The organism is Oceanimonas sp. GK1 (assembly GCF_000243075.1).
Lineage (GTDB): Bacteria > Pseudomonadota > Gammaproteobacteria > Enterobacterales > Aeromonadaceae > Oceanimonas.
In genome coordinates this window covers 2,171,997-2,194,056 of the sequence record NC_016745.1, presented here as the reverse complement: position 1 = coordinate 2,194,056, position 22,060 = coordinate 2,171,997, and the positions used below count along the sequence as shown (strand labels likewise).

Genomic DNA, 22,060 nt, shown 5'->3' with positions numbered 1-22,060 from the left:
GTCGTCCTTAGTTATCGCCGCGCTCGGCGGCCTGGCGGGCGAGGTGTTCCTTGAGCAGGTTTTCCGGTGGCGGCGGCAGCTGCAGGAAAAAGCCCTGAGTCCTCAAGCCTTCCCGTACCTTGTCGATGTCCGACAACGCCAGTTTGGTTTTGGTGGCCAGATTGATCATCATCGCCAGTTGCGGCGTACCAAAGGTGGCCATCAGAGGGGCGGGAACACGCGAAAAATCGTCGCGTCGTTCAACAAACAAATAGGTCTCTGCCTTTTTGGGGCTTTTATACACTGCACACAACATGGAAATTGCTATAATCCGTCGGGTTTATTGCCAGTCTGGGTGGCAAACTATAACATCAGCACGACCAATAACAAAAAGGATCACTTCCTTGGGGGACAGCCGCTTATGGCGGAGCGTGGCATTGAATTGAAAGGCAGCAGCTTTACCCTGTCGGTGTTGCATATTACCTCGGCGGACATCGCCCAGGTAAAACGCCAGCTGCTGGAAAAAATAGCACAGGCGCCGGAATTTTTCCGCGCTGCACCACTGGTTATCAATATCGAAAAATTGCCGGAGATCCCCGACTTCTCCGCCCTGGCCGCCGCCGTCCGCGAGCTGGAGCTGGTGCCGGTGGGCGTCAGTGGCATTCTCGACGATACCGGACGTGCTGCCGCCCGCGCCGCCGGCCTGGCGGTGATGACCTCCGGCAAGGTACCGGCGCCCGCCCAGTCTCCTTCCCCTGCCCTGCTCAACCAGCCTGGCACCCGAGTACATCGCGGCCCGGTTCGCTCCGGCCAGCAAATTTATGCCCAGAACGGCTCCCTGGTGGTGCTGGGCGCCGTCAGTAACGGCGCCGAAGTCATCGCCGACGACAGCATCCATGTGTACGGCGCCCTGCGGGGCCGGGCCGTGGCCGGCGCCCGGGGCAACGAGCACGCACGCATTTACTGCCAGCAACTGATGCCCGAGCTGGTGTCCATCGCCGGACACTATCAGCTCAGCGACGGACTGCAGGGCGAACAATGGGAACAACCGGTCAGCATTTCTCTGGCGGGCGAACAGCTCAAGCTGGACAGGATCTGATTTTATTACGACTTAGGAACACACTTTATGGCACGGATAATCGTCGTCACTTCTGGTAAGGGAGGCGTGGGTAAAACCACCTCCAGCGCAGCCATCAGCACCGGCCTGGCCAAACTGGGTCATAAAACGGTGGTCATCGATTTCGACATCGGCCTGCGCAATCTCGATCTGATCATGGGCTGCGAACGCCGCGTGGTCTATGACTTTGTCAACGTCATCAATGGTGATGCCAACCTGCACCAGGCGCTGATCCGCGACAAGCGGGTCGAGCAACTCTACATTCTGCCCGCCTCGCAAACCCGGGACAAGGACGCCCTGACCCGGGAAGGCGTGGAAAAGGTCATTAACGATCTGCACGAAATGGGCTTTGACTACATCATTTGCGACTCGCCCGCCGGCATTGAAAGCGGCGCCCTGATGGCGCTGTATTTCGCCGACGAGGCCATCGTCACCACCAACCCGGAAGTGTCGTCGGTGCGCGACTCCGACCGCATTCTGGGTATCCTTTCCTCCAAGTCCCGCCGGGCCGAACAGGGCCTGGAGCCGATCAGGGAGCACCTGCTGCTGACCCGCTACTCCCCCGAGCGGGTGAACCGGGGCGACATGCTGAGCGTGGAAGACGTGCAGGAAATCCTGGCCATTCCGCTGCTGGGCGTGATCCCCGAGTCCCAGGCCGTGCTCAAGGCCTCCAACGCCGGCGAGCCGGTGATCCTCGACGGCGAGTCCGATGCCGGCCAGGCCTACAGCGACACCGTGGCCCGTCTGCTCGGCGAAGAGCGGGAGTTTCGTTTCCTCGAAGAAGGGAAGAAGGGATTTTTCAGCCGACTTTTTGGGAGTTAACTCATGTCTCTACTGGACTATTTCCGCTCAAGAAAGAACCAGAGCAGCGCCAAAATCGCCAAGGAGCGTCTGCAAATTATCGTGGCTCACGAGCGCAGCCAGCGGGATACCCCCGACTACCTGCCGCAGATGAAACAGGATATCCTGGACGTCATTCGCAAGTATGTAAATATCGATCTGGAGCAGATCTCGGTTCAGCTCGATCAGAAAGGGGAAAACCTCTCGGTGCTGGAGCTCAACATCATGCTCCCTGAGCCGGAAGACAAGGCCGCCGCGCCTTCACAAGCCGAAAGCTGATCCCAAGTCAGCCACCAGAAAAAACGGCGCTGTGTCTGCAGCGCCGTTTTTTTTATGGGTCATTACCCTTCCAGCTTTGTGCGCAGCAAGTCGCCGCGCCAGCCCTGCAGCAGCGCCGGCACCGCCGCTTCACTTTCTTCCAGCCGCCATTTCCAGCTCAGGTACTGGTGGATCAGCCGCTTGGAGGCAATCAGCTCCGCCGGCACGCCAGAGGCGTCACCGGCCTGCTCCACCAGGCCGCGAATGCGCTTGAGCTCCGCCTTGTAGCCGGGAAAGTCCACCAGCCGCTTCACCGGCTCGGGCCAGCTTTCCGGCGCCGCCAGGGCCTGCTGCACCAGCCCCAGCAGCGTCTGGCCGTGGCGCTTGATCTCCATGGGATCCAGCCCCAGTCGGTTGAGATCACTCAGGCTTTGCGGCGCCCGCTCGGCCACCTGCAACAGGTGCGCCTCGCGCACCACAAAGTTGACCGCCAGATCCCGCTTGCGCGCCTCGTTCAGCCGCCATTCGCACAGCCGCTGCAAAATACCCAGCGCCTGCCGGTCCAGGGTCCAGGCGTTTTTCATTTCCAGATACGCCAGCGCCGGCGCCACGCTCACGGTCCGCCGTTTCACCGCCCATTCGCATTCCTGCTCAAACCAGTCCAGCAGGCCTTTTTGCGCCAGCTGCTCATGGAGCTGCTGGTACAGCGGATAAAGATAAATCACGTCATCGGCGGCGTAGCTGAGCTGGGCCGCCGACAACGGCCGGGCCAGCCAGTCGGTGCGGGCATGGGCCTTGTCGAGACTGACCCCCAGCAGTTGCTCCACCAGGGGGGCAAAGCCCAGCTGGGCGCCCAGGCCCAGAAAGGCGGCCGCCAGTTGAGTGTCATGCACCCGGGCCGGCAGGGCACCGCTCTGATGCTGGAACAACTCCAGATCCTCTCCCCCCGCATGCAGCAGGCACAGCCGGTTTGAATCGTGCAACAGTCGCCACAAGGGGCTCAGATCGGTGACCGCCAGCGGATCGACCAGGGCGGTGCGTGTTCCGTCGTGCAGCTGGTACAGGCCGGGACGGGCATAAAAGGTGCGGGTACGAACAAACTCGGTGTCTATCGCCAGCAGGGTGGCGTCGGTCTGGCAAAAGTCCGCCAGGCTTTGATTATCGGCAATGTATGTATAAGTCATGCAGGCTCTGTTAGGGCTTGGCCCGGGTGGCCGGGCGCAAAGTAAAGGATCGTTCAGCGCCGTCGCTGCCGGTGCCACTGGCGCAGCAGCCGCTGACGCTGGCGCTGGCGTTGCCGCTGGCATTGCCGCGTACGGTGGTAGGGCCGCTGGGGAAACATCAGCGGCGTGTCATCCCGGGAAAACGAATAAAAAATGCTCACCCCGACTCCTCAGCGACCGGGCAGCTTTTGCCAGGTCACCTTGTCTCGCAAATACACCGGCCTGGCGTCGGCGGCACTCACCCCCCTGCCGGCAGCCAGATCCCGCAGCGCCTGGGGCAGCATGTCCCGGGCCTCGGGAAAGGGCACGGCGTCACACAATGCATCGACCCGCGCTGTCAGTTCAGGATAGGTGACAAAGCCGCTGCCGGCGCCCTGCTGCCACTGACCCTGGCAGTTGGCAAGAAACTCCGTCGGCGGCAGCACGCTCTCCGCCTCGGTTTCGGTCATCACGCCCGCTTCAAGGGTAAAACCGCCGGCGTAAATTTCGCCCATGCGGGCGTCGATGGTGGCCAGCACAGACGCACAGCCGGTGTGGCGGTGCGCCCCCTGGGCCAGGGCCTGCAGGTTGGATACACCAAACAGCGGCAAATCGGCGCCAAAGGCCAGCCCCTGGGCCACGCCCAGGGTAATGCGCACGCCGGTAAAGGAGCCGGGGCCACGGCCAAAGACCAGACCGTCCAGCTGCGTCAGGCTCACACCGGCCTCGGCCAGCAGCTTCTCCACCATGGGCAGGATCAGTTCGGTATGCCCGCGGGGCGCCACCTGGTAGCGACTGAGTACATTGCCGTCCTGCCAGATCGCGGCAGAGCAGGCTTCGGTGGCGGTGTCGATGGCCAGTAACAGGCTCATGGCATTACTCCAGATTTGACAAAAATTCGTTCAGGTCCGGCAGGCTGCGGGTGCGCGGCATGGCCGGCAGACTGGCAATAAAGTCGGCGCCGTAGGCCCGGTTCACCAGGCGGGCATCGGTGATCACCAATACCCCCTTGTCGTCCACGTCACGGATCAGCCGCCCCACCCCCTGCTTGAGGGTGATGATGGCCTTGGGCAGCTGTACCCGGGCAAAGCCGTCTTCGCCCCGGCGGCGACAGTCTTCCAGCCGGGCGCTGAGCAGCGGATCGTCGGGAGCGGCAAAGGGCAGCTTGTCGATCACCACGCACTGCAGGGCGCGGCCACGCACGTCGATGCCTTCCCAGAAACTGCCGGTGGCCACCAGCACCGCCCGTCCGTCCTGACTGAAGCGCTCCAGCAGCCGCACCTTGTTGTCTTCCCCCTGCATCAGCACGGTGCGATCCAGGCGGGCACGCAGCACCTCGGCCACTTCCCGCATCACCTGGTAGCTAGTGCACAGAAAAAAGGAGCCGCCGGGTACCCGGGCAAGGGTGTCGAGCAGGCTGTTGGCCAGCAGCCGGCCCCGGCCCGCGCCGCTGGTCTCGGGCAGATAGCGGGGCACGCACAGGCGCGACTGGCGAGGGTAATCAAAAGGGCTGTCCAATTGCAAGGTGCGGCACTCGCTGAGCCCGAGATCGGCGCAAAAGTGTTCAAAACTGGCGCCCACCGCCAGGGTGGCGGAGGTAAACACCCAACGAGTTTCTTCCCGGGCCAGCTCGACCGCAAAGCGCTCGGCCACCGACAGCGGCGTTTTGTGCAGCGCCACGTGCAGCCGGCTGCAGTCATACCAGAAGGAATAGCCGTGCTCTTCGGTTCGGGTCAGGGCGTCCAGCTGGGTGCGCAGGCCAATCAGCCGCTCAAAGCACTGATCCAGCTCTTCCCCCCGGCCGAGGGCCAGTTTCAGCACCTCGTGGGTAAAGGCCAGGCTGTCGTTAAGCCGGGCCAGGGCCTGCGCCACCGCGGGCCGGCCCAGGGCCGGACGCAGCTGGCCACGGCCGGTGTCCAAGCCAAAGGCCAGGCGAAAGTCCTGGGCACAGCGTTCCAGCTGATCCGCCGCCTTGCCCAGCTGGGCCATGTCCCGGGCTTCGGTTTTCTGCGCCAGCCTGAGATCCCGTGACAGCTCCACAAACTGCCGGCTGGACTGAGTCTGGCCAAAATACTGGCCGGCGATCTCCGGCAACTGATGGGCCTCGTCAAGAATGCACACCTCGGCATCGGGAATAAGCTGACCAAAGCCGGTATCGCGCACCGCCATGTCGGCAAAAAACAGATGATGGTTCACCACCACCACCTGGGCTTCCATCGCCTTGTTGCGGGCCTTGACCAGGTAACAGTCCTGATAATGGGCGCAGTCTCGGCCGGCACAGTTGTCGTTGGTGCTGGTCACCAGCGGCAGTATCTCGCTGCGCTCGGGCAGGCCGGGAATATCCCCCACGTCACCGCTGGTGGTGAGCGGCGCAAAGCGTTTGACTATCTGCAGATCGGTCAGCGCCTCGGCCGACAGGCCGGGCACGGCATCGTTGAGCCGCCCCAGCCGCTCGATGCACAGGTAATTGGCGCGGCCCTTGAGCAGGGCCACCGGATGATGGTAATCCAGCGCCTTGATCAGGGTGGGCAGGTCCCGGTGATAGAGCTGCTCCTGCAGGTTGCGCGAGCCGGTGCTCACCACCACCTTTTTGCCGGCAGCCAACGCCGGCGCCAGGTAAGCATAGGTCTTGCCGGTACCGGTACCCGCTTCCACCACCAGCGGAATACGGTCGGTCATGGCCCGGGCCACCGCCGCCGACATTTCCACCTGGGCGGCGCGGGGGCGGAACCCGTCTATCGCTCGGGCCAGGGGCCCGTCGGGGTCGAAGAGTGCGGTACTGTCGATGGGCTGCACAGGCGGCGGTTCCGTTGGCAAAAAGAAGAATCATACCAAAACCGGCTTCGGCACGGCAGGCACTGTTCCGTTTTATTCAATGCCGCCCGGTGCGCTGAACCGCTCCCTCAGGCGCCGTGGGTGATCATCATATGACCCAGCATGCCCAGCAGAAAACCGAACACGGCTCCCATGGGGGGCGCCCAGTGGCGTTTCAGCACCGCTTGGGGGGCAATATCCTGAAACACCGAATAAAGAATGCCGCCGGCGGCAAACAGCATGATGCCCGACACCAGTGGCGGGTTGGCGGCCAGCCAAAAATACCCCGCCAGGGCCGCCACCGGCCCCAGCAGCGCCATGGCGACAAAGCATTTCACCGCCCGCCCCCGGCCGTTACCCGGCTGGGCGCTGCCCGACAGCTCCCGGTAGGCATTAAAGCCTTCCGGCAGGTTCTGCAGTGCCATCAGCCCCGCCAGCAACAGGGCACTGCCCTGGCTGCCATAGGCAAAGGCCGCACCGAGGGCCAGGGATTCGGGAATAAAATCCGACAACATGGCCGCCAGCTGGCCAGCCCGGGTTTTAAACTGCGCCAGCAGCACATCCAACACCATAAAAGCCAGCCCACCGCCGGTAAAACACAGCGCCGCCGTGCTGGCTTCAAGCCGCGCCGCACCTTCCGGCACCAGCACCAGGGCCACCGCCGACAACAGAGCGCCACCGCCAAAGGCCACCACCGAATGACGGAACTCGTTTTCCAGCCAGTGGGGATGAATACGCTCAATTTGCGCCAGCAGGGCGCCGGCGGGCATGGCCAGACCCGCCATCAGGGTAAAGAGGATCATCAGCAAAACGTCGGTCATGGTGCGCTCCTTATCGGGATAATGGTAATGGGCTGATAACCGCGCTCAGGCCTCGCCCAGCTCGTATTCCAACTGCTCCTGGCGAATGTCCGCAAAGCGCTGCCAGCGGTGTTTACCGTCCTGCTTGGCGGCGTACATGGCCAGATCCGCCCGGCGCATCAAGGTGTCGGCATCCACGCCGTCCCTGGGATACACCGCCAGGCCCAGGCTCACCGAAACCCGTACCCTCAGCCCGCCGCCCAGGTCAACCGGCGCACTGGCGCTGGCCAGCAACCGCGCCATGACCTCGTCGCCGTCATCGGGTCCGTTCATGCCCGCCAGCACCGCCACAAACTCGTCACCGCCCAGGCGGGCCAGGGTGTCATGTTCCCGCAGACAGGCCTGCATGCGGGCGCCCAGGCGCTTGAGCAGTTCGTCACCGGCCTCGTGGCCATGACTGTCGTTGACCGCCTTGAAGCCGTCCAGATCCAGGTAAACCAGCCCCACGGCACCGCCCTGACGCCGGCAGCCGGCCAGCGCCTGCTGCAGCCGGTCCGCCAGCAACAGGCGGTTGGGCAGGCCGGTCAGGGCATCGTAATGGGCAATGCGCTCCAGTTTCTGCTGCTGATCCAGCAAGGAGGTAATGTCGGAAAACATGGAGACAAAATGCTGCGAGCGGCCGCAACTGTCCTGCACCCGGCTGACGTTCAGCATCTGGGCATACTGCTCGCCACTTTTGCGCCGGCTCCACACCTCCCCCTGCCAGTAGCCATGGCCGGCCAGGGCCTGCCAGATCTCCGCATAAAACGCGGCGGAGTGCCGCCCGCCCTGCAGCAGGCTGGCATTTTTGCCCAGCACCTCGTGGCGCGCAAAGCCGGTGATACGTTCAAAGGCCTCGTTCACATCAAGAATGGTGCCGTTCTCATCGCTGATCATGATGGCCTCCCGCGTGTGGCTGAACACACTCGCCGCCAGGCGCAGATCCAGATCCGCCCGGCGCTGGGCGGTAATGTCATTAAAGGCCACCACCAGGCTGTAACGGCTGTGGCCAAGGGGGGTGGCACTCACCTCCAGCCAGCGCTGCGCGGACGCAGACTGCAGCGCCATCACCACCCCCTGCACCGGCCGGCCTTCGGCCAGGGCCCGGCTGCTGGCGAATTCCTGCACCGGCATGGGGCTACCGTCTTCGCGCAGCACGCGCCAGCCCTGGTTGGCATAGACCGCCTCCAGCCGGTGTCGGTGGCGCATGCCCAGCATTCGTTCGGCGGCCACATTGCAATGCACGATCCCCCCCTGGCGGTCGGTCAGGGCAATGCCCATGGGCAGAAAGGCCATCATGGTACGCAGCCGCTCTTCGTTCTCGCCCAGCTCTGCCTGCTGGCGCTTGCTGGCACTGATGTCCTGCAGGGTGCCCGACATGCGCACCACCTCACCCGAGGGGTGCCGCTCAACCACTCGGCCCTTGATCAACACCCAGGCATAACCGCCCCGGCGATGACGCAGACGCAGCTCCAGCTCCAGTTGCTCCATGTCGCCCTGCTCTACCCGCTGCCAGGCCTGATCCAGAGCCGCCCCATCGCGGGCAGGAAAGAGGGCGCGCAATTGCTGGCGGCCAAAGGGCCCCGGTGTGGCCCGCTGATAGCCCGCCGGTGCGGCACACTGGGCGCTGCAGTACAGCCGGTCCTGAGCCGGCTGCCATTCCCAGGTGCCGATGCCGGTGCCCCAGATCACCTCCTCCAGCTTGCGGCTTTGCTCCCGGTAGGCTCGGCGGCTCTGGCGCACCTGGCAGTGCTTGCGCACCAGGGCCGCCAGGCTGAGGCTGAGCAGCAGCAACAACACACTCACAAACACCAGCCAGGGTCCGTAGTAGCGCCACAGCGCCAGCAGGCTGGGCTCTTCCTCCACATCAAAGGGAGGCTGGCGCAGACGCCGGGCCAGGGTTTCCACCGACAGGTAATCCCCCGGCGGCGCAAAGCCCTCAATGCCCGCGGCCCGAGCGGCGGGGTGGTCATGCTCCAGCGCCATCAGGGCACTGGCAATGCGCCGAATATCCGGCATGGATACCCGTGGCAGGGCCAGGAAGGGCCATTCCGGATACAGCCGGGTCGAGACCGCATAAGGAAAGCCGGGCAGGCTCTGGGGGTTGAGCACTCTGAACCGGCGCCGCTGGGCGTCGGGCAGGCTTTCAAGAATGCCGGTGCGCACAAAGCCCGCATCGACCTGGCCTTTCAGCAAGGCGGCGATCACGGCGTCGTGACCGCCCACTGCGGTGAGACGGGTGTCGCTGCCCGGCATGATACCGGCCTCCAGCAATTCCAGGGCCTGAGCCTGGTAGCCGCCGAGGAAATGCCGGCCGGGAATGGCGATATCACGATGGCGCAGATCGTCCAGCGTGGTCAGCTCGCTACGCTCCCGGCGTACCAGGATCACGCCGCCCAGTGCGCTGGTGGCCCGGCCCTGCTCACGGCTGATTTGGGTGGCCAAAACCCCGGTCAAGGCATTTTGGCTGCGCAGCAGCAGGTAGTGACTGGGGTTGGTAAACACCAGATCCAGGCCATTGCGGGACAGCTCGGTTTCCATTTCGTCCTGGTCCAGTACCCTCAGCTGCACTCGCCCATCGGGCAATTGCGCACTCAGGTAATCGGCCAGAGGCTGATACATCGCCATCATCACCGGCTTGGGCCGGTAGGCAAATACCCCCAGGGTAAGGTTGTGCTCCGCCCGGGCCGGCAGCGCCAGCAGGCAGAGCAGAAACAGGGCACGGCAATACAACTTCATCCCCTCTCCTCGGGCAGCCAGCGGGGGCTGAACAGCTGCTGAAACCGGTCGGGCTGGCGCAGCAGGCCATGATCCAGCATCACATCGTGCAGTTGCCGGGCGGCCTGGGCCAAGCGACTGTCCGGCTGCTCCAGGTAGCGACGGTTGGCCATCAGCCCCGGCATCACCACCCCGGCCAGGGCCTGCTCAACCCGGGCCGGAGAAATTTGCTGCCGACCGGCAATGCGGTAGAGCGCATCCTGGCGATTGGTACGAATGTGCTCCAATGCCCGGAAATGATGGTTCACCAGGGCCGTCAGCGGGCTGGCACCGGCCAGATCGGCACGCACCGCCAGCACGTCAAAAATGGTGTCGGGCAGGCTGCGGCTGTCAAACAGCCGCTCGGCGCCCAGCTCCAGCAAGCGGCCGGCGGTGGGCTCATAGGTAATCACGGCCTCTACCCGCCCCGCCTGCCAGGCCGCCAGTTGTTGATCCGGTGCCAATTCCACCAGCCGTACCGCCGAGCGGGACAGGCCGGCGTGGTGCAGTATCCGGTTCAGCATCAGGGCACCGAGGGCACTGGACTCCACCCCCAGACGCTTGCCCGCCAGTTGCTCCAGGCGCTGAATGCCGGGGCGGACCACCAGCATGTCGGCCCCCGCCGACACATTGAATACGGTGGCGATGGTCAGGGGAACGCCCTGACTGCGGGCCAGCAGCACCTCGTCCAGGGTCAGGCAGGCCGCCTCCAGCTCGCCCAGGCGCAGGCCGGTGAGCGAGTCAGTGGCACTGCTCCCCGATACCAGCTGCACGGAAGAGGGTAACCAGTTGAGGGTGCGGGCCAGATAAAGGGTTTCGTAACCAATCCAGGCATGAATACCGATGCGCAGCGGCTTGGCGGCACCGCACCCGATCAGCGGCAGGGCCGCCAGACCGGCCACCGCGGCAAGAAAGCGGCGGCGATCCATTACCGGGCACTCCGCAGCCAAACGGGTTGTTTACTCTGATGGAGCGGCAAGGCGGGCAAACTGGGCAAAATATCAACAATCCTTGTGAACAACTGGCCGGAACAATGCATTTTACACGGATTCAAACAGGCAAAAATGCGTCAGCTCAAGGTTTGCACTCCGGCCCCGGTTTTTTATCACGTCACCGGCAGTGGTCTGATCAGCAAGGAATATAACCATGCGGGTACAGGGCAGCATGCCCTCTCACCGAAAAACCAATTAACCAGACAAATAACAGGCTGACTCCATGCTCAGCCACAGATATGACGACACCGCCGGCCACCGCCCCGGGTTGCCGGGCCCACAAAACCGTGAATTGCCGGTTGGCAAAACGGCGCCGGCTTGTTATGGTGAATCCGTTTTCAACGAATTGAACGAGCCGAACACAGCATCATGAACTTCCTGCACAACGCCAAGCATCACCATCATCATCGACACTAGTCTTTCAGAATGCTTTTTCTGGAAGACCTTGCGCTTGGCGGCTTCCAGCAGGACAGAATTATGACCCCCGGAAGCATCGCTTTCGGGGGTTTTTCGTTTTTAGGACTCACATCACCCACAAGGAACACAGCTTATGACTTTGGATAAAACCCGTCTTCGCATCGCGATTCAGAAATCCGGCCGGCTGAGCAAGGAATGCCAGCAACTGCTCAAAGGCTGCGGCGTCAAGCTCAACCTGCGCGAGCAACGGCTGATTGCCCACGCTGAAAACATGCCCATCGATCTGCTGCTGGTGCGGGACGACGACATTCCCGGCCTGGTGATGGACGGCGTGGTCGACCTGGGTGTGGTGGGCGAAAACGTGCTGGAAGAAACCCTGATGGACCGCCAGGCCCAGGGCGAGGCCGCCGACTACAGCGTGCTCAAGCGCCTGGACTTCGGCGGCTGCCGGCTGTCGCTGGCGGTGGCCGACGACTTCGACTACCAGGGCCCGCAAAGCCTGGAAGGAAAGCGCATCGCCACCTCCTACCCCTGGCTGCTGAAGCGCTACATGGACAACCAGGGCGTCAAGTTCAAAAGCGTGATGCTGAACGGCTCGGTGGAAGTGGCCCCCCGCGCCGGCGTGGCCGACGCCATTTGTGATCTGGTCTCCACCGGCGCCACCCTGGAAGCCAACGGCCTGGTGGAAACCGACGTGATTTTCCGCTCCAAGGCGGTGCTCATTCAAAGCGGCAACCCCCTGCCCGCCGGCAAGCAGCAAATCGTCGACAAACTGCTGCCCCGCATTCAGGGCCTGCAACAGGCGCGGGAAAGCAAATACATCATGCTGCACGCCCCCAAAGACAAGCTGGAAGACGTGATTGACCTGCTGCCCGGCGCCGAGCGCCCCACCATCATGCAGCTGGCCGGCGACACCAATCAGGTAGCCATTCACATGGTGAGCAGCGAAGACATGTTCTGGGAAACCATGGAAGGCCTGAAGAGCCTGGGCGCGTCATCCATTCTGGTGCTGCCCATTGAGAAGATGATGGAGTAAGCCATGAACACCCTGGACTGGAACCAACTAAGCGCCGCCGAGCAGGCAGCCGCCCTGCGCCGCCCGGCCCTTGCGCAAAGCGGCCGCGAGGCCCAGGTGGCCGATATTATCGCTCGTGTGCGCGATGGCGGCGACGCCGCCCTGCTGGATCTCACCCGTACCCTGGACCGCGCCGAGCGCGACAGCCTGCAACTGACCGACGCCGAGATTACCGCCGCCGCTGAGCGGGTGAGCCCCCAGCTGAAAGCCGCCATTGAACTGGCCATCGGCAACATCGAGGCCTTTCACCAGGCCCAGCTGCCCGAGGCCGTGATCCAGGACACCAGCCCCGGCGTGCGCTGCGAGCTGCACTTTCAGCCCATTGAAAAAGTGGGCCTATACGTGCCCGGCGGCAGTGCGCCCCTGGTGTCGACCGTGATGATGCTGGCCATTCCGGCGCGCCTGGCCGGTTGCGCCCGGGTGGTGCTGTGCTCACCGCCCCCGATTAACGACGCCATTGTCTACACCGCCAAGCGTTGCGGCGTGGACGCCATTTACACTCTTGGGGGCGCCCAGGCCATTGCCGCCATGGCCTACGGCAGCGAGACCGTGACCAAGGTGGACAAGATCTTCGGCCCGGGCAACGCCTGGGTGACCGAGGCCAAGCAGCAGGTATCGAGTGACGTCGACGGTGCCGCCATCGACATGCCCGCCGGGCCCTCGGAAGTGCTGGTGATTGCCGACGAGTTTGCCGACGCCGACTTTATTGCCGCCGATCTGCTGTCTCAGGCCGAGCACGGCCCCGACTCCCAGGTCATTCTGGTGACCCCGAGCCGGGATTTTGCCGGCAAGGTGGACGAGGCGCTGGCGCGCCAGCTGGCTGAGCTGTCCCGGGCCGACATTGCCCGCCAGGCCCTGGCCGAGAGCCGCACCTTTATCTGCCGGGATCTGGAGCAGGCCGCCGCCATTTCCAATGCCTATGCCCCCGAGCACTTGATTGTGCAGACCGAACACCCGCGCGCCCTGCTGCCGCGCCTGAAAAACGCCGGCTCCATCTTTTTGGGCGCCTGGACCCCGGAATCGGTCGGCGATTACGCCAGCGGCACCAACCACACCCTGCCCACCTACGGCTATGCGCGTACCTATTCCAGCCTGGGGCTGGCCGACTACCAGCGCCGCTACACGGTGCAGGAGCTGAGCCCCGAAGGCCTACGCGCCATTGGCCCGGCGGTGGAGCTGCTGGCCGCCACCGAAACCCTGGATGCCCACAAAAACGCGGTGAGCCTGAGGCTCGCCAAACTGGAGAAACACGCATGAGCCTTACCCAACTGGCCCGCGCCCGGGTTCAGGCACTGACCCCCTATCAGTCCGCCCGCCGTATCGGCGGCAACGGCCACATCTGGCTGAATGCGAACGAGGCCGCCGACAGCGGCCAGTTCAACTTGGACTGTGCCCGCCTGAACCGCTACCCCGAGTGCCAGCCGCCGACGGTGATCAATGCCTACGCCGCCTATGCCAGCGTGGCGCCGGAGCAGGTGCTGGTCAGCCGAGGCGGTGACGAGAGCATCGAGCTGCTGATCCGCACCTTCTGCGAGCCGGGTCAGGACCGCATTCTGATCACCACCCCCACCTACGGCATGTACGCCATCAGCGCCGAGACCAACGGCGTGGAGGTGGTGGACGTGCCCCTGAGCGCCTCCCGCCAGCCGGACTTTGACGGCATCATTGCCCAGCTCGACCGAGTGAAGGTGGTGTTCCTGTGCTCGCCCAACAACCCCACCGGGGATTTGGTGGACCGCGACGGCCTGCTACGCCTGCTGGACGCCGCCGAGGGCCGCGCCCTGGTGGTGGTGGACGAGGCCTACATCGAATTCTGCCCCGAGCACAGCCAGGCGCCGCTGCTGAACGACTACCCGGGCTTGGTGATCGTGCGCACCCTGTCCAAGGCCTTTGGCCTGGCGGGCATTCGCTGCGGCTTTACCCTGGCTTCACCCGAGGTGATCGGCCTGCTGCTCAAGGTCATCGCCCCCTACCCGGTGCCGGATCCGGTAGCCCAGATCGCCGCCCAGGCGCTGAGCGATCAGGGCCTGGTGCTGATGCGCAATCGGGTAAATGAAATCAACCAGCTCAAGGCGGAGCTCGCCGAAGAACTGGCGCAAAACGCCCAGGTGCGTGACGTGTTCGCCCCTAACGGCAACTACCTGCTGGTGCGCTTTGCCCCGGGCAGCGACATGTTTGCCCGCATGAGCCGGGCCGGTATCATATTGCGCGACTTCGCAAACCGGCCGGGACTGGCCGACTGCATTCGCATCACTATCGGCAGCCGTGCCGAAATGGACGCGGTACGCGACGTACTGCAGAAGGAGCAATAAGTGTCTAAGGAACGCATTCTTTTTATTGACCGTGACGGCACCATGGTGGAAGAGCCGCCGGTGGACAAGCAGCTGGATCGGCTCGACAAGCTGGCGTTTTTGCCCAATGTCATTCCCGCCCTGCTGACCCTGCAAAACGCCGGCTACCGGCTGGTGATGGTCACCAACCAGGATGGTCTGGGCACCGACAGCTTCCCTCAGGAAGACTTCGATGCCCCCCACAACCTGATGATGCAGATCCTCACCTCCCAGGGCGTGCGCTTTGACGACGTGCTGATCTGCCCCCACTTTCAGCATGACGACTGCGCCTGCCGCAAGCCGCGTCTCGGCCTGGTAAAAGACTACCTGCAGCAGGGCAAAATCGACTTTACCGACTCCTGGGTGATTGGCGACCGCCACACCGACATGCAGCTGGCGGAAAACATGGGGTTGCCCGGCCTGCACTACGGCCATAACGAGCTGGGCTGGACCGAGATCGTGGCCCGGCTCACCAGCCGTGGCCGCACCGCCGAGGTGACCCGCACCACCAGGGAAACCGACATTCGCGTGAGTGTGGACCTGGATCAGACCGGCGGCAGCCAGATCAGCACCGGCCTGCACTTCTTCGACCACATGCTGGATCAAATCGCCACTCACGGCGGTTTTCGCCTGACCGTAAAGGTGGACGGCGATCTGCACATTGACGATCACCACACCGTGGAAGACACCGCCCTGGCCCTGGGCGAGGCATTGCGCAAGGCACTCGGCAACAAGCGCGGCATTGGCCGCTTTGGCTTTGTGCTGCCCATGGACGAATGCGAAGCGGCGGTGACCCTCGACTTGTCCGGCCGGCCCTACATGAAGTTTGAAGGCGAGTTCAAACAGCCCAAGGCCGGCGACCTTACCGTGGAAATGGTGCCCCACTTCTTCCGCAGCTTAAGCGACAGCCTGGCCGCCAACATTCACCTCAAGGTGACCGGCGACAACACCCACCACATGGTGGAAAGCGTGTTCAAGAGCTTTGGCCGCGCCCTGCGTCAGGCCGTGCGGGTGGAAGGCAATGAGCTGCCGTCGAGCAAGGGGGTATTGTGAAGGTCGTAATCATAGATACCGGCTGCGCCAACCTCTCTTCCGTGCGCTACGCCATTGAGCGCCTGGGCTATGAGGTGACCGTGAGCCGCGACCCGCAAGTGGTGCTGGCCGCCGACAAGCTGCTGCTGCCCGGGGTGGGCACCGCCAAGGAGGCGATGAAAAACCTGCACGAGCGGGGCCTGGTGGAGCTGATTGACCAGCTGCACCAGCCGGTGCTGGGTATTTGCCTTGGCATGCAGATGCTGGTGAAGCACTCGGATGAGGGCGACGTGGACTGCCTGGGCAAGGTGGACGCCGACTGTGTGCACCTGGAAGGGGGCGACGGCATCCGCCTGCCCCACATGGGCTGGAACCAGATCACCCCCATGCCCGGCCACCCGCTGTTCAAGGACATTCCCGAAGGCAGCTTCTTCTATTTCGTGCACTCCTACGCGGTGCCCGTGGGTGAATACACCCTGGCCACCTGCCAGCATGGCCAGGCCTTCAGCGCCGCCATTGGCCAGGAAAACTTCTTTGGCGTGCAATTTCACCCGGAGCGCTCCGGTGCCGCCGGCGCCCAACTGCTGAAAAACTTTCTGGAGCTGTAATGATCATTCCTGCGATAGACCTTATCGGTGGAAAGGTGGTGCGCCTGTATCAGGGCGACTACCAGCAGAAAACCGAATACACCGCCTCCCCCCAGGAGCGGTTTGACCTCTATGTGGCCGAGGGCGCCACCCAGCTGCACCTGGTGGATCTGGACGGCGCCAAGAACAGCAGCGAGCGCCAGCTGGACGTGATTAAAAGCCTGATTGAAAACACGCCGGTGCCGGTGCAGATTGGCGGCGGCATCCGCACCGAGCAGGACGTGAAAGATCTGCTCGACATTGGTGCCCAGCGCGTAGTCATTGGCTCCACTGCGGTGAAGAACCCGGAGCTGGTGGCCGGCTGGATCAAGCACTACGGCCCCGACCGCATTGTGCTGGCGCTCGACATCAACATCACCGCCGACGGCGAGAAGAAAATCGCCATCGCCGGCTGGCAGGAAGACAGCGGCATCACCATTGAAGCCCTGCTGGAGCACTACCTGCCCGCGGGCCTGTGCCATGTGCTGTGCACCGACATCTCCAAGGACGGCACTCTCACCGGCTCCAACGTGGCGCTGTATCGTGAGCTGGCCGCCCGCTACCCCACCATTTTGTGGCAGGCGTCCGGCGGCATCGGCAACATCGGCGACATTGAGGCGCTCAAGGGCACCGGCGTGGCCGGCGTGATCCTCGGCCGCTCGCTGCTGGAAGGCAAATTCACCGTCAAGGAGGCCATTGCATGCTGGCAAGACGCATAATTCCCTGCCTGGACGTGAAAGACGGCCAGGTGGTTAAAGGTGTGAAATTCCGCAACCACGAGATCATCGGCGACATCGTCCCACTGGCGGAGCGCTACGCCGCCGAGGGCGCCGACGAGCTGGTGTTTTACGACATCACCGCCTCCAGCCAGGACCGCGTGGTGGACAAGAGCTGGGTAAGCCGGGTGGCGCAGGTGATCGACATTCCCTTCTGCGTGGCCGGCGGCATCAAGTCGGTGGAAGACGCGGCCCGCATTCTGGAGTTCGGCGCCGACAAGATTTCCATCAACTCCCCTGCCCTGGCCAACCCGGCGCTCATTACCGAGCTGGCCGACACCTTTGGCGTGCAGTGCATTGTAGTGGGCATTGACTCCTACTTTGACGAGGCCACCGGCCAGTATCAGGTGCACCAGTTTACCGGCGACGAAAGCCGCACTCAGGTGACCCGCTGGAACACCTTTGACTGGGTGCAGGAAGTGCAGCAGCGCGGCGCCGGCGAGATTGTGCTGAACGTGATGAACCAGGACGGCGTGCGCCAGGGCTATGATCTGGAGCAGCTGCAGCGGGTGCGGGCCATTTGCCAGGTGCCGCTCATCGCCTCGGGCGGTGCCGGCGAAATGGTGCATTTTCGCGATGCATTTCTGGACGCGGACGTGGACGGCGCCCTGGCCGCCTCCGTGTTTCACAAGGGCATCATCAACATCGGTGAGCTCAAACAATACCTCAAGCAAGAAGGAGTAGTGATCCGTGATTGATGCCGCCAAACTGGACTGGGACAAGGTCGATGGCCTGATGCCGGCCGTTGTTCAGCATGCCGTAAGCGGCACCGTGCTGATGCTGGGCTACATGAACCGTGACGCCCTTGCCAAAACCCAGGAAACCGGCCAGGTCACCTTCTTCAGCCGCACCAAAAACCGGCTGTGGACCAAGGGCGAAAGCTCGGGCCACGTGCTGAAGCTGAAGGACATCAGCACCGACTGCGATAACGACACCCTGCTGGTGATGGCCGAGCCGGTGGGCCCCACCTGCCATTTGGGCACCGTGTCCTGCTTTAACGAGCAACAGGCCCCGGCGCTGACCTTTTTCGCCGAGCTGGAACAGGTGATCGCCAGCCGCAAGGGCGCAGATCCGGCCTCCAGCTACACCGCCAGCCTCTATGCCAAGGGCACCAAGCGCATTGCGCAAAAGGTGGGTGAAGAAGGCGTGGAAACGGCCCTGGCCGCCACAGTGCACGATCACGACGAGCTGGTGAACGAATCCGCCGACCTGCTCTACCACCTCACCGTGCTGCTGCAGCAGGAAGGCTTGGAGCTGGCCGACGTGATGGCCAAACTCAAAGAACGCCACAGCAAATAAGCCAGTTTGGAGCGCGGGCTGCCAGCCCGCATATTGCCGCAACGCGGCAACCTCCTCTCGTTCCCACGCTCCGCGTGGGAATGCATATCAGCCATAAAAGTAACGCCAATTACTGGAGCGCGGGCGGCCCGCCCGCAACTTGCCGCAACGCGGCAATCCGTCTTTGCTCCACACTCCCCGTTGCTCGAAAGCCTGCTGATGATGAGCTGCAACGCCGTGCCACATCGTCGGCCACGGGGCACTACTTCAGGTCATGCGCCACCTGTAAAGTAATAAACGAGCTCAGATACATCACTGGAGCGCGGGCTGCCAGCCCGCAAATTGCCGCAACGCGGCAACCTGCCATCAACTTCGCTACATTCAACCTTATGTAAAATACAAACTCAAAAATCTTACAAAACAAGGCTCATGCGGTAATACGCCACCCCGTGCTTGTAAAACCGCTCACCTTCCACCACAAAGCCAAACCGCTCATAAAACGCAGTGGCCGACGCCCGGGCATCAAACCAGAACCGCCGCACACCCCGCTCACGCAAATGCGCAATCAAAAACTCAAGCACCACAGAGCCGGTCCCCTGCCCCTGACACTCAACCTTGGTGGCAAACTTGCGCAGCCTGGCGGCATCGCTCTCAAAGAACACCGAGGCCACACAAATCACCTCTCCGTTCTGGCGCACGCCAAAATGCTCGCCGGCCTCGTCTTCCGCCACTCTGGAAAACGCCACCGGCTCGTTCGGCCAGAGCACCGCATGGCGCACCGGCAGCACCTCGTCAACGGTTAAGGCTTCAACCTTCATTCGCCAGCCATTTGTACATCACAAAGGTATCCACATACCCCAGCCGGGCATGCCGGTACGCCTTTGGCACACACCCAACAATCTCAAAGCCGAGCTTTTGCCAGAGCGCCACCGCCACCTCGTTGGTGGAGACCACGCTGTTAAACTGCATCGCCTTAAAGCCTAACTCCACCGCCTGCTGCTGGGAGTGCTCACACAGCGCCCGGGCAATGCCCTTGCCCCTGGCTTTTTCGGACACCATATAACCGCAGTTACACACATGGTCGCCCGGCCCGGCGGCATTGGCCTTGAGGTAATAAGAGCCCAGCACCTGGCCCTGCTCCACATACACAAAGGTTTTCAGCGGCAACTGGCACCAAAGCTGATACGCCTGCTCCAGGGTCATGTCCGGTGCAAAGGCATAAGTTTCCTGGGCCTGAATAACCCGGGAGAACACAGGCCAGAAGGCCTCGAACTCTGGCCGGGTAATGGGCGTGATCATGTTGCTTCCCCTTATTTATTTCCGTGGTTGAGGCTGAGGTTAAGGTTGCGCCAGTGCATAGTCGATGGCCCCACACACCGCCGCCACCTGGGCGGCATTGTACTGCTCAGGCGTGGCGCGGGGGCTGTTGGGGTACACTTCCGTGGTGGTCTTGTAATGGGCGTTGGTCATGCCGGCGCACAGCCCAAGCCGGGTCAGCGGATATTCAATCACCCCTCTGGCCACCACCGGAGAGCCGATGATCTCGCCATTTTCATCCGCCGGTGCAATGTGAGTGACTTTTTCCACTGCGGCGATGACCGCCTGCTGAAAGGCAGGCTGCGGATACTCGCTGTCGTCCACCAGATAAAAGCCATCGGGAATGCCGCAAGGCGTAAAAGGCTTGCCATCCCGCGCGGCCAGCGCCGGGCGAAACTCGCTTTCATCGGTATCCGTGGTTTCGTGCAGATCGATGTGCAGCAACACCCGCTCACGCACCGGTGCCACCAGTTGCATGAGTGCCGCCGATTCGGCCGCCGGGCTGTTTGCTGTAAATGAACGGTTAGGATCTACCGCATTGGCATTCCAACGCTGAATGCGCTCATAAGCCCAGGGGCTGACGCAGGGCGCCACCAGCCAATTCACCCGGCCGGCGTAACGCTCGCCATGCTGCTCCACAAACTGCAGCGCCCCGTGCACACCGCTGGTTTCATAACCGTGCACGCCCCCGGTTACCAGCACCACCGGCAGCTCCTCCCGCCAGTCGCGGCTGCGAATGGCCATCAGCGGAAAACGCTCATCGCCAACATTCAGCTCACCGTACTGCTGCACATCAAAGCGCGAAGCCAGGCGCTCGATTGCACTGAGTGCGTCTGCTTCATAACTGCGCTGGCGGCGCTGCCGGGCCAGCCATTCGGTGCGCTCCGCCTCGCCCCAGGGCTTGCCGGGCGTACCTATGGGATAGGTGCTCATGTTATTTCTCCGAAAAATCATGCGGGTGACAGTGTAACAGCCCGAGATTCACACATTGACCTTATAGCTGAGATCCCTCGCTTCATCACCCGTCATTCCCCTGAATCCCCACTGATAGGGTTGTTGCTCCTTGATGGTGATTTCCACATCAACAGGACTCAGCCCGATCTGAGACTCTATTTCACGAAACAGGGTTTTAATCAGCTCTCTCTGGGTCTCGGGCTTGCGACCAGCCATCATATTGATCTCGATAACCGTATACGCATCGCTCCTGCCGCCAGGATAATAAAAGTCATCTTTATCCAGGGGCACAATACGATGCGCTCGTTTATCTTCCGGCATGCCCAGTACACTTTGCATACAGCCATGGATTACATTCGACAATTCAGCTTTTATCGGGTTGAGGTTTTCTTTTATTCCATAGATTATGATCATCACTATTCCTTAACACCTCAAACACTGGCTTGGTAAGGCTAGCTACTTTTTCTTGTAAAAACTAACGACTTCTCCAAGTTCATGTGCTTTGATCTTTTATCTTGAGCGAATACACTCACCAACTGAAAATCTATAGCCAACATTTTCTTGAAACTTAGCTATGGATATATCATTACCCTTTAGAAAAGATATTGCCAATTTAGGGTCATCAATATTGGCACAACTTCTTTCCGCCTCTCGATACGACGAAAAAACCAACAGGCTGCTTACTGATTCTTTAAAATAATCACTATTAGTATAGCCACTTATAATTTTCGGAAATGTTACTAATACAATAAGCAGCCCCAAAGAAATTGCCAAATCCATGTAAACATTAAAGCCGCGATGATTACGTTTTACCCCCAAAAACAAACATAAGACATTGTAAAGGCTATTAACATAAGATATTTCCCTAGCCATGCGAATACATGTGATCAAGCCATGGAACACATAAAAAATGAATGAGAGCAATATGATTACAAAGATCCAAAATATAGGCGCCCAAAGTATTAATATCAGTTTCTGCGCATTCGGAAACAGACTGGCACTCAAGCTTGTCAATTTAGAGATCTCATAGTCCACATATACATTAGTCAGCAGAGTAACAATAAGAACAGATGACCCAAAGATTGTGGAAGTTACTTTTGGGTACATTTCAGCCAACTGCGCCAACTTATAATCTATTATTACAAGAAGCAAAGCAGACAATGAAGCAAACAGAAAAACACCAATAATAAAACACTGGCTAACGCTGACACCTAAATTCAGAAAAAACACAATAAAATACATCGCAATAATGCACAACCAAACTAGTAACGCCAAACATTCTCTTACACCCAAAGCTCTAGTTTTTTTTGCAATCCTTCTAATCTTACCAAGATCTTTGTTATGTTCAATAATTCCTGCCAAAACAGAAAAAAATGTAATTATAAATATATAAATCCCTAGCTCAATCATTTTTAGATACGTTCCAATACAATTCAGGTAACGTCCAATTAAGGTGT

24 protein-coding genes are annotated in these 22,060 nt (G+C 61.4%); 11 read left to right on the top strand and 13 right to left on the bottom strand.

The window, feature by feature from the left end; all coding sequences use genetic code 11:
• Nucleotides 1-7: 7 nt before the first annotated feature.
• Nucleotides 8-295, bottom strand: a complete 288-nt coding sequence (locus GU3_RS10360; RefSeq protein ID WP_014292489.1) for a YcgL domain-containing protein — start codon at nucleotides 293-295, stop codon at nucleotides 8-10.
• A gap of 105 nt (nucleotides 296-400) precedes the next feature.
• On the opposite strand from GU3_RS10360, the gene minC reads away from it, so the two are divergent.
• The 3 genes from minC to minE are packed head-to-tail and all read left to right on the top strand — an operon-like array spanning nucleotide 401 to nucleotide 2,215.
• On the top strand, nucleotides 401-1,078 hold the full coding sequence (minC, locus tag GU3_RS10355) for a septum site-determining protein MinC (protein WP_014292488.1): 678 nt from the start codon (nucleotides 401-403) through the stop codon (nucleotides 1,076-1,078).
• Nucleotides 1,079-1,105: 27 nt separating this feature from the next.
• On the top strand, nucleotides 1,106-1,918 hold the full coding sequence (minD, locus tag GU3_RS10350) for a septum site-determining protein MinD (RefSeq protein ID WP_014292487.1): 813 nt from the start codon (nucleotides 1,106-1,108) through the stop codon (nucleotides 1,916-1,918).
• 3 nt (nucleotides 1,919-1,921) lie between these two features.
• The gene (gene minE, locus GU3_RS10345; RefSeq protein WP_014292486.1) at nucleotides 1,922-2,215 is read left to right on the top strand and encodes a cell division topological specificity factor MinE; all 294 of its coding nucleotides are present in this window, start codon (nucleotides 1,922-1,924) and stop codon (nucleotides 2,213-2,215) included.
• A gap of 62 nt (nucleotides 2,216-2,277) precedes the next feature.
• Here the strand turns inward: minE and rnd are convergent, their stop codons facing one another.
• The 7 genes from rnd to GU3_RS10315 form a co-directional block, all read right to left on the bottom strand.
• Nucleotides 2,278-3,378, bottom strand: coding sequence for a ribonuclease D (rnd, locus tag GU3_RS10340; RefSeq protein ID WP_014292485.1), 1,101 nt, complete (start codon nucleotides 3,376-3,378; stop codon nucleotides 2,278-2,280).
• Nucleotides 3,379-3,431: 53 nt separating this feature from the next.
• Nucleotides 3,432-3,578 (bottom strand): hypothetical protein, encoded by a 147-nt coding sequence (locus GU3_RS17225; RefSeq protein ID WP_158308465.1) that lies wholly within the window; start codon nucleotides 3,576-3,578, stop codon nucleotides 3,432-3,434.
• Nucleotides 3,579-3,587: 9 nt separating this feature from the next.
• Nucleotides 3,588-4,268, bottom strand: a complete 681-nt coding sequence (gene tsaB, locus GU3_RS10335) for a tRNA (adenosine(37)-N6)-threonylcarbamoyltransferase complex dimerization subunit type 1 TsaB (RefSeq protein WP_014292484.1) — start codon at nucleotides 4,266-4,268, stop codon at nucleotides 3,588-3,590.
• A gap of 4 nt (nucleotides 4,269-4,272) precedes the next feature.
• Nucleotides 4,273-6,183 carry an ATP-dependent DNA helicase gene (locus GU3_RS10330; protein WP_041543701.1) on the bottom strand — a complete coding sequence of 637 codons (1,911 nt, stop codon included), beginning with the start codon at nucleotides 6,181-6,183 and terminating at the stop codon, nucleotides 4,273-4,275.
• 116 nt (nucleotides 6,184-6,299) lie between these two features.
• Nucleotides 6,300-7,031 carry a ZIP family metal transporter gene (locus GU3_RS10325; protein ID WP_014292482.1) on the bottom strand — a complete coding sequence of 244 codons (732 nt, stop codon included), beginning with the start codon at nucleotides 7,029-7,031 and terminating at the stop codon, nucleotides 6,300-6,302.
• 45 nt (nucleotides 7,032-7,076) lie between these two features.
• Nucleotides 7,077-9,788, bottom strand: a complete 2,712-nt coding sequence (locus GU3_RS10320; RefSeq protein ID WP_014292481.1) for a PhnD/SsuA/transferrin family substrate-binding protein — start codon at nucleotides 9,786-9,788, stop codon at nucleotides 7,077-7,079.
• Entirely contained in the window at nucleotides 9,785-10,735 is a 951-nt protein-coding gene (locus GU3_RS10315) for an ABC transporter substrate-binding protein (RefSeq protein ID WP_014292480.1), read from the bottom strand. The genes GU3_RS10320 and GU3_RS10315 overlap by 4 nt, the downstream gene beginning before the upstream one ends.
• Before the next feature lie 619 nt (nucleotides 10,736-11,354).
• Between GU3_RS10315 and hisG the strand changes: the two genes are divergently transcribed.
• From hisG to hisIE, 8 genes are read left to right on the top strand one after another with little or no spacing between them, the layout of a single operon-like run.
• Nucleotides 11,355-12,251 carry an ATP phosphoribosyltransferase gene (hisG, locus tag GU3_RS10310; RefSeq protein ID WP_014292479.1) on the top strand — a complete coding sequence of 299 codons (897 nt, stop codon included), beginning with the start codon at nucleotides 11,355-11,357 and terminating at the stop codon, nucleotides 12,249-12,251.
• A 3-nt stretch (nucleotides 12,252-12,254) separates the two neighbouring features.
• Nucleotides 12,255-13,547: a histidinol dehydrogenase gene (gene hisD, locus GU3_RS10305; protein WP_014292478.1), complete on the top strand. Its 1,293-nt coding sequence runs from the start codon at nucleotides 12,255-12,257 to the stop codon at nucleotides 13,545-13,547.
• Nucleotides 13,544-14,602: a histidinol-phosphate transaminase gene (gene hisC, locus GU3_RS10300; protein ID WP_014292477.1), complete on the top strand. Its 1,059-nt coding sequence runs from the start codon at nucleotides 13,544-13,546 to the stop codon at nucleotides 14,600-14,602. The genes hisD and hisC overlap by 4 nt, the downstream gene beginning before the upstream one ends.
• Nucleotides 14,603-15,673 carry a bifunctional histidinol-phosphatase/imidazoleglycerol-phosphate dehydratase HisB gene (gene hisB / locus GU3_RS10295; RefSeq protein WP_014292476.1) on the top strand — a complete coding sequence of 357 codons (1,071 nt, stop codon included), beginning with the start codon at nucleotides 14,603-14,605 and terminating at the stop codon, nucleotides 15,671-15,673. It abuts the gene before it with no gap.
• Nucleotides 15,670-16,260 carry an imidazole glycerol phosphate synthase subunit HisH gene (gene hisH, locus GU3_RS10290; protein WP_014292475.1) on the top strand — a complete coding sequence of 197 codons (591 nt, stop codon included), beginning with the start codon at nucleotides 15,670-15,672 and terminating at the stop codon, nucleotides 16,258-16,260. The genes hisB and hisH overlap by 4 nt, the downstream gene beginning before the upstream one ends.
• A complete protein-coding gene (hisA, locus tag GU3_RS10285) occupies nucleotides 16,260-16,997 on the top strand; it encodes a 1-(5-phosphoribosyl)-5-[(5-phosphoribosylamino)methylideneamino]imidazole-4-carboxamide isomerase (RefSeq protein ID WP_014292474.1) in 738 nt (245 codons plus the stop codon). Before hisH ends, hisA begins: the two co-directional genes overlap by 1 nt.
• On the top strand, nucleotides 16,979-17,752 hold the full coding sequence (hisF, locus tag GU3_RS10280; RefSeq protein WP_014292473.1) for an imidazole glycerol phosphate synthase subunit HisF: 774 nt from the start codon (nucleotides 16,979-16,981) through the stop codon (nucleotides 17,750-17,752). Before hisA ends, hisF begins: the two co-directional genes overlap by 19 nt.
• Nucleotides 17,745-18,353, top strand: a complete 609-nt coding sequence (hisIE, locus tag GU3_RS10275; RefSeq protein WP_014292472.1) for a bifunctional phosphoribosyl-AMP cyclohydrolase/phosphoribosyl-ATP diphosphatase HisIE — start codon at nucleotides 17,745-17,747, stop codon at nucleotides 18,351-18,353. The genes hisF and hisIE overlap by 8 nt, the downstream gene beginning before the upstream one ends.
• Before the next feature lie 392 nt (nucleotides 18,354-18,745).
• On the opposite strand, the gene GU3_RS10270 is transcribed toward hisIE, so the two are convergent.
• The 5 genes from GU3_RS10270 to GU3_RS17095 all read right to left on the bottom strand — a co-directional run bounded on the left by GU3_RS10270 (nucleotide 18,746) and on the right by GU3_RS17095 (nucleotide 22,013).
• Complete coding sequence (locus tag GU3_RS10270) at nucleotides 18,746-19,150, bottom strand: GNAT family N-acetyltransferase (RefSeq protein WP_014292471.1); 405 nt, start codon at nucleotides 19,148-19,150, stop codon at nucleotides 18,746-18,748.
• Nucleotides 19,140-19,631, bottom strand: coding sequence for a GNAT family N-acetyltransferase (locus tag GU3_RS10265; protein ID WP_014292470.1), 492 nt, complete (start codon nucleotides 19,629-19,631; stop codon nucleotides 19,140-19,142). The genes GU3_RS10270 and GU3_RS10265 overlap by 11 nt, the downstream gene beginning before the upstream one ends.
• Before the next feature lie 39 nt (nucleotides 19,632-19,670).
• Complete coding sequence (locus GU3_RS10260; protein WP_014292469.1) at nucleotides 19,671-20,582, bottom strand: M14 family metallocarboxypeptidase; 912 nt, start codon at nucleotides 20,580-20,582, stop codon at nucleotides 19,671-19,673.
• Between the two features lie 48 nt (nucleotides 20,583-20,630).
• A complete protein-coding gene (locus tag GU3_RS10255) occupies nucleotides 20,631-21,017 on the bottom strand; it encodes a tautomerase family protein (protein WP_014292468.1) in 387 nt (128 codons plus the stop codon).
• 96 nt (nucleotides 21,018-21,113) lie between these two features.
• Nucleotides 21,114-22,013 (bottom strand): hypothetical protein, encoded by a 900-nt coding sequence (locus GU3_RS17095; RefSeq protein ID WP_148265895.1) that lies wholly within the window; start codon nucleotides 22,011-22,013, stop codon nucleotides 21,114-21,116.
• Nucleotides 22,014-22,060 lie beyond the last annotated feature (47 nt).

Bases quoted from the DNA above. Each gene is read 5' to 3' on its own strand.
- GU3_RS10360 (WP_014292489.1), bottom strand. From the start codon at position 295: ATGTTGTGTGCAGTGTATAAAAGCCCCAAAAAGGCAGAGACCTATTTG.
- minC (WP_014292488.1), top strand. From the start codon at position 401: ATGGCGGAGCGTGGCATTGAATTGAAAGGCAGCAGCTTTACCCTGTCG.
- minD (WP_014292487.1), top strand. From the start codon at position 1,106: ATGGCACGGATAATCGTCGTCACTTCTGGTAAGGGAGGCGTGGGTAAA.
- minE (WP_014292486.1), top strand. From the start codon at position 1,922: ATGTCTCTACTGGACTATTTCCGCTCAAGAAAGAACCAGAGCAGCGCC.
- rnd (WP_014292485.1), bottom strand. From the start codon at position 3,378: ATGACTTATACATACATTGCCGATAATCAAAGCCTGGCGGACTTTTGC.
- tsaB (WP_014292484.1), bottom strand. From the start codon at position 4,268: ATGAGCCTGTTACTGGCCATCGACACCGCCACCGAAGCCTGCTCTGCC.
- GU3_RS10325 (WP_014292482.1), bottom strand. From the start codon at position 7,031: ATGACCGACGTTTTGCTGATGATCCTCTTTACCCTGATGGCGGGTCTG.
- GU3_RS10320 (WP_014292481.1), bottom strand. From the start codon at position 9,788: ATGAAGTTGTATTGCCGTGCCCTGTTTCTGCTCTGCCTGCTGGCGCTG.
- GU3_RS10315 (WP_014292480.1), bottom strand. From the start codon at position 10,735: ATGGATCGCCGCCGCTTTCTTGCCGCGGTGGCCGGTCTGGCGGCCCTG.
- hisD (WP_014292478.1), top strand. From the start codon at position 12,255: ATGAACACCCTGGACTGGAACCAACTAAGCGCCGCCGAGCAGGCAGCC.
- hisC (WP_014292477.1), top strand. From the start codon at position 13,544: ATGAGCCTTACCCAACTGGCCCGCGCCCGGGTTCAGGCACTGACCCCC.
- hisA (WP_014292474.1), top strand. From the start codon at position 16,260: ATGATCATTCCTGCGATAGACCTTATCGGTGGAAAGGTGGTGCGCCTG.
- hisF (WP_014292473.1), top strand. From the start codon at position 16,979: ATGCTGGCAAGACGCATAATTCCCTGCCTGGACGTGAAAGACGGCCAG.
- GU3_RS10270 (WP_014292471.1), bottom strand. From the start codon at position 19,150: ATGAAGGTTGAAGCCTTAACCGTTGACGAGGTGCTGCCGGTGCGCCAT.
- GU3_RS10265 (WP_014292470.1), bottom strand. From the start codon at position 19,631: ATGATCACGCCCATTACCCGGCCAGAGTTCGAGGCCTTCTGGCCTGTG.
- GU3_RS10260 (WP_014292469.1), bottom strand. From the start codon at position 20,582: ATGAGCACCTATCCCATAGGTACGCCCGGCAAGCCCTGGGGCGAGGCG.
- GU3_RS10255 (WP_014292468.1), bottom strand. From the start codon at position 21,017: ATGATCATAATCTATGGAATAAAAGAAAACCTCAACCCGATAAAAGCT.
- GU3_RS17095 (WP_148265895.1), bottom strand. From the start codon at position 22,013: ATGATTGAGCTAGGGATTTATATATTTATAATTACATTTTTTTCTGTT.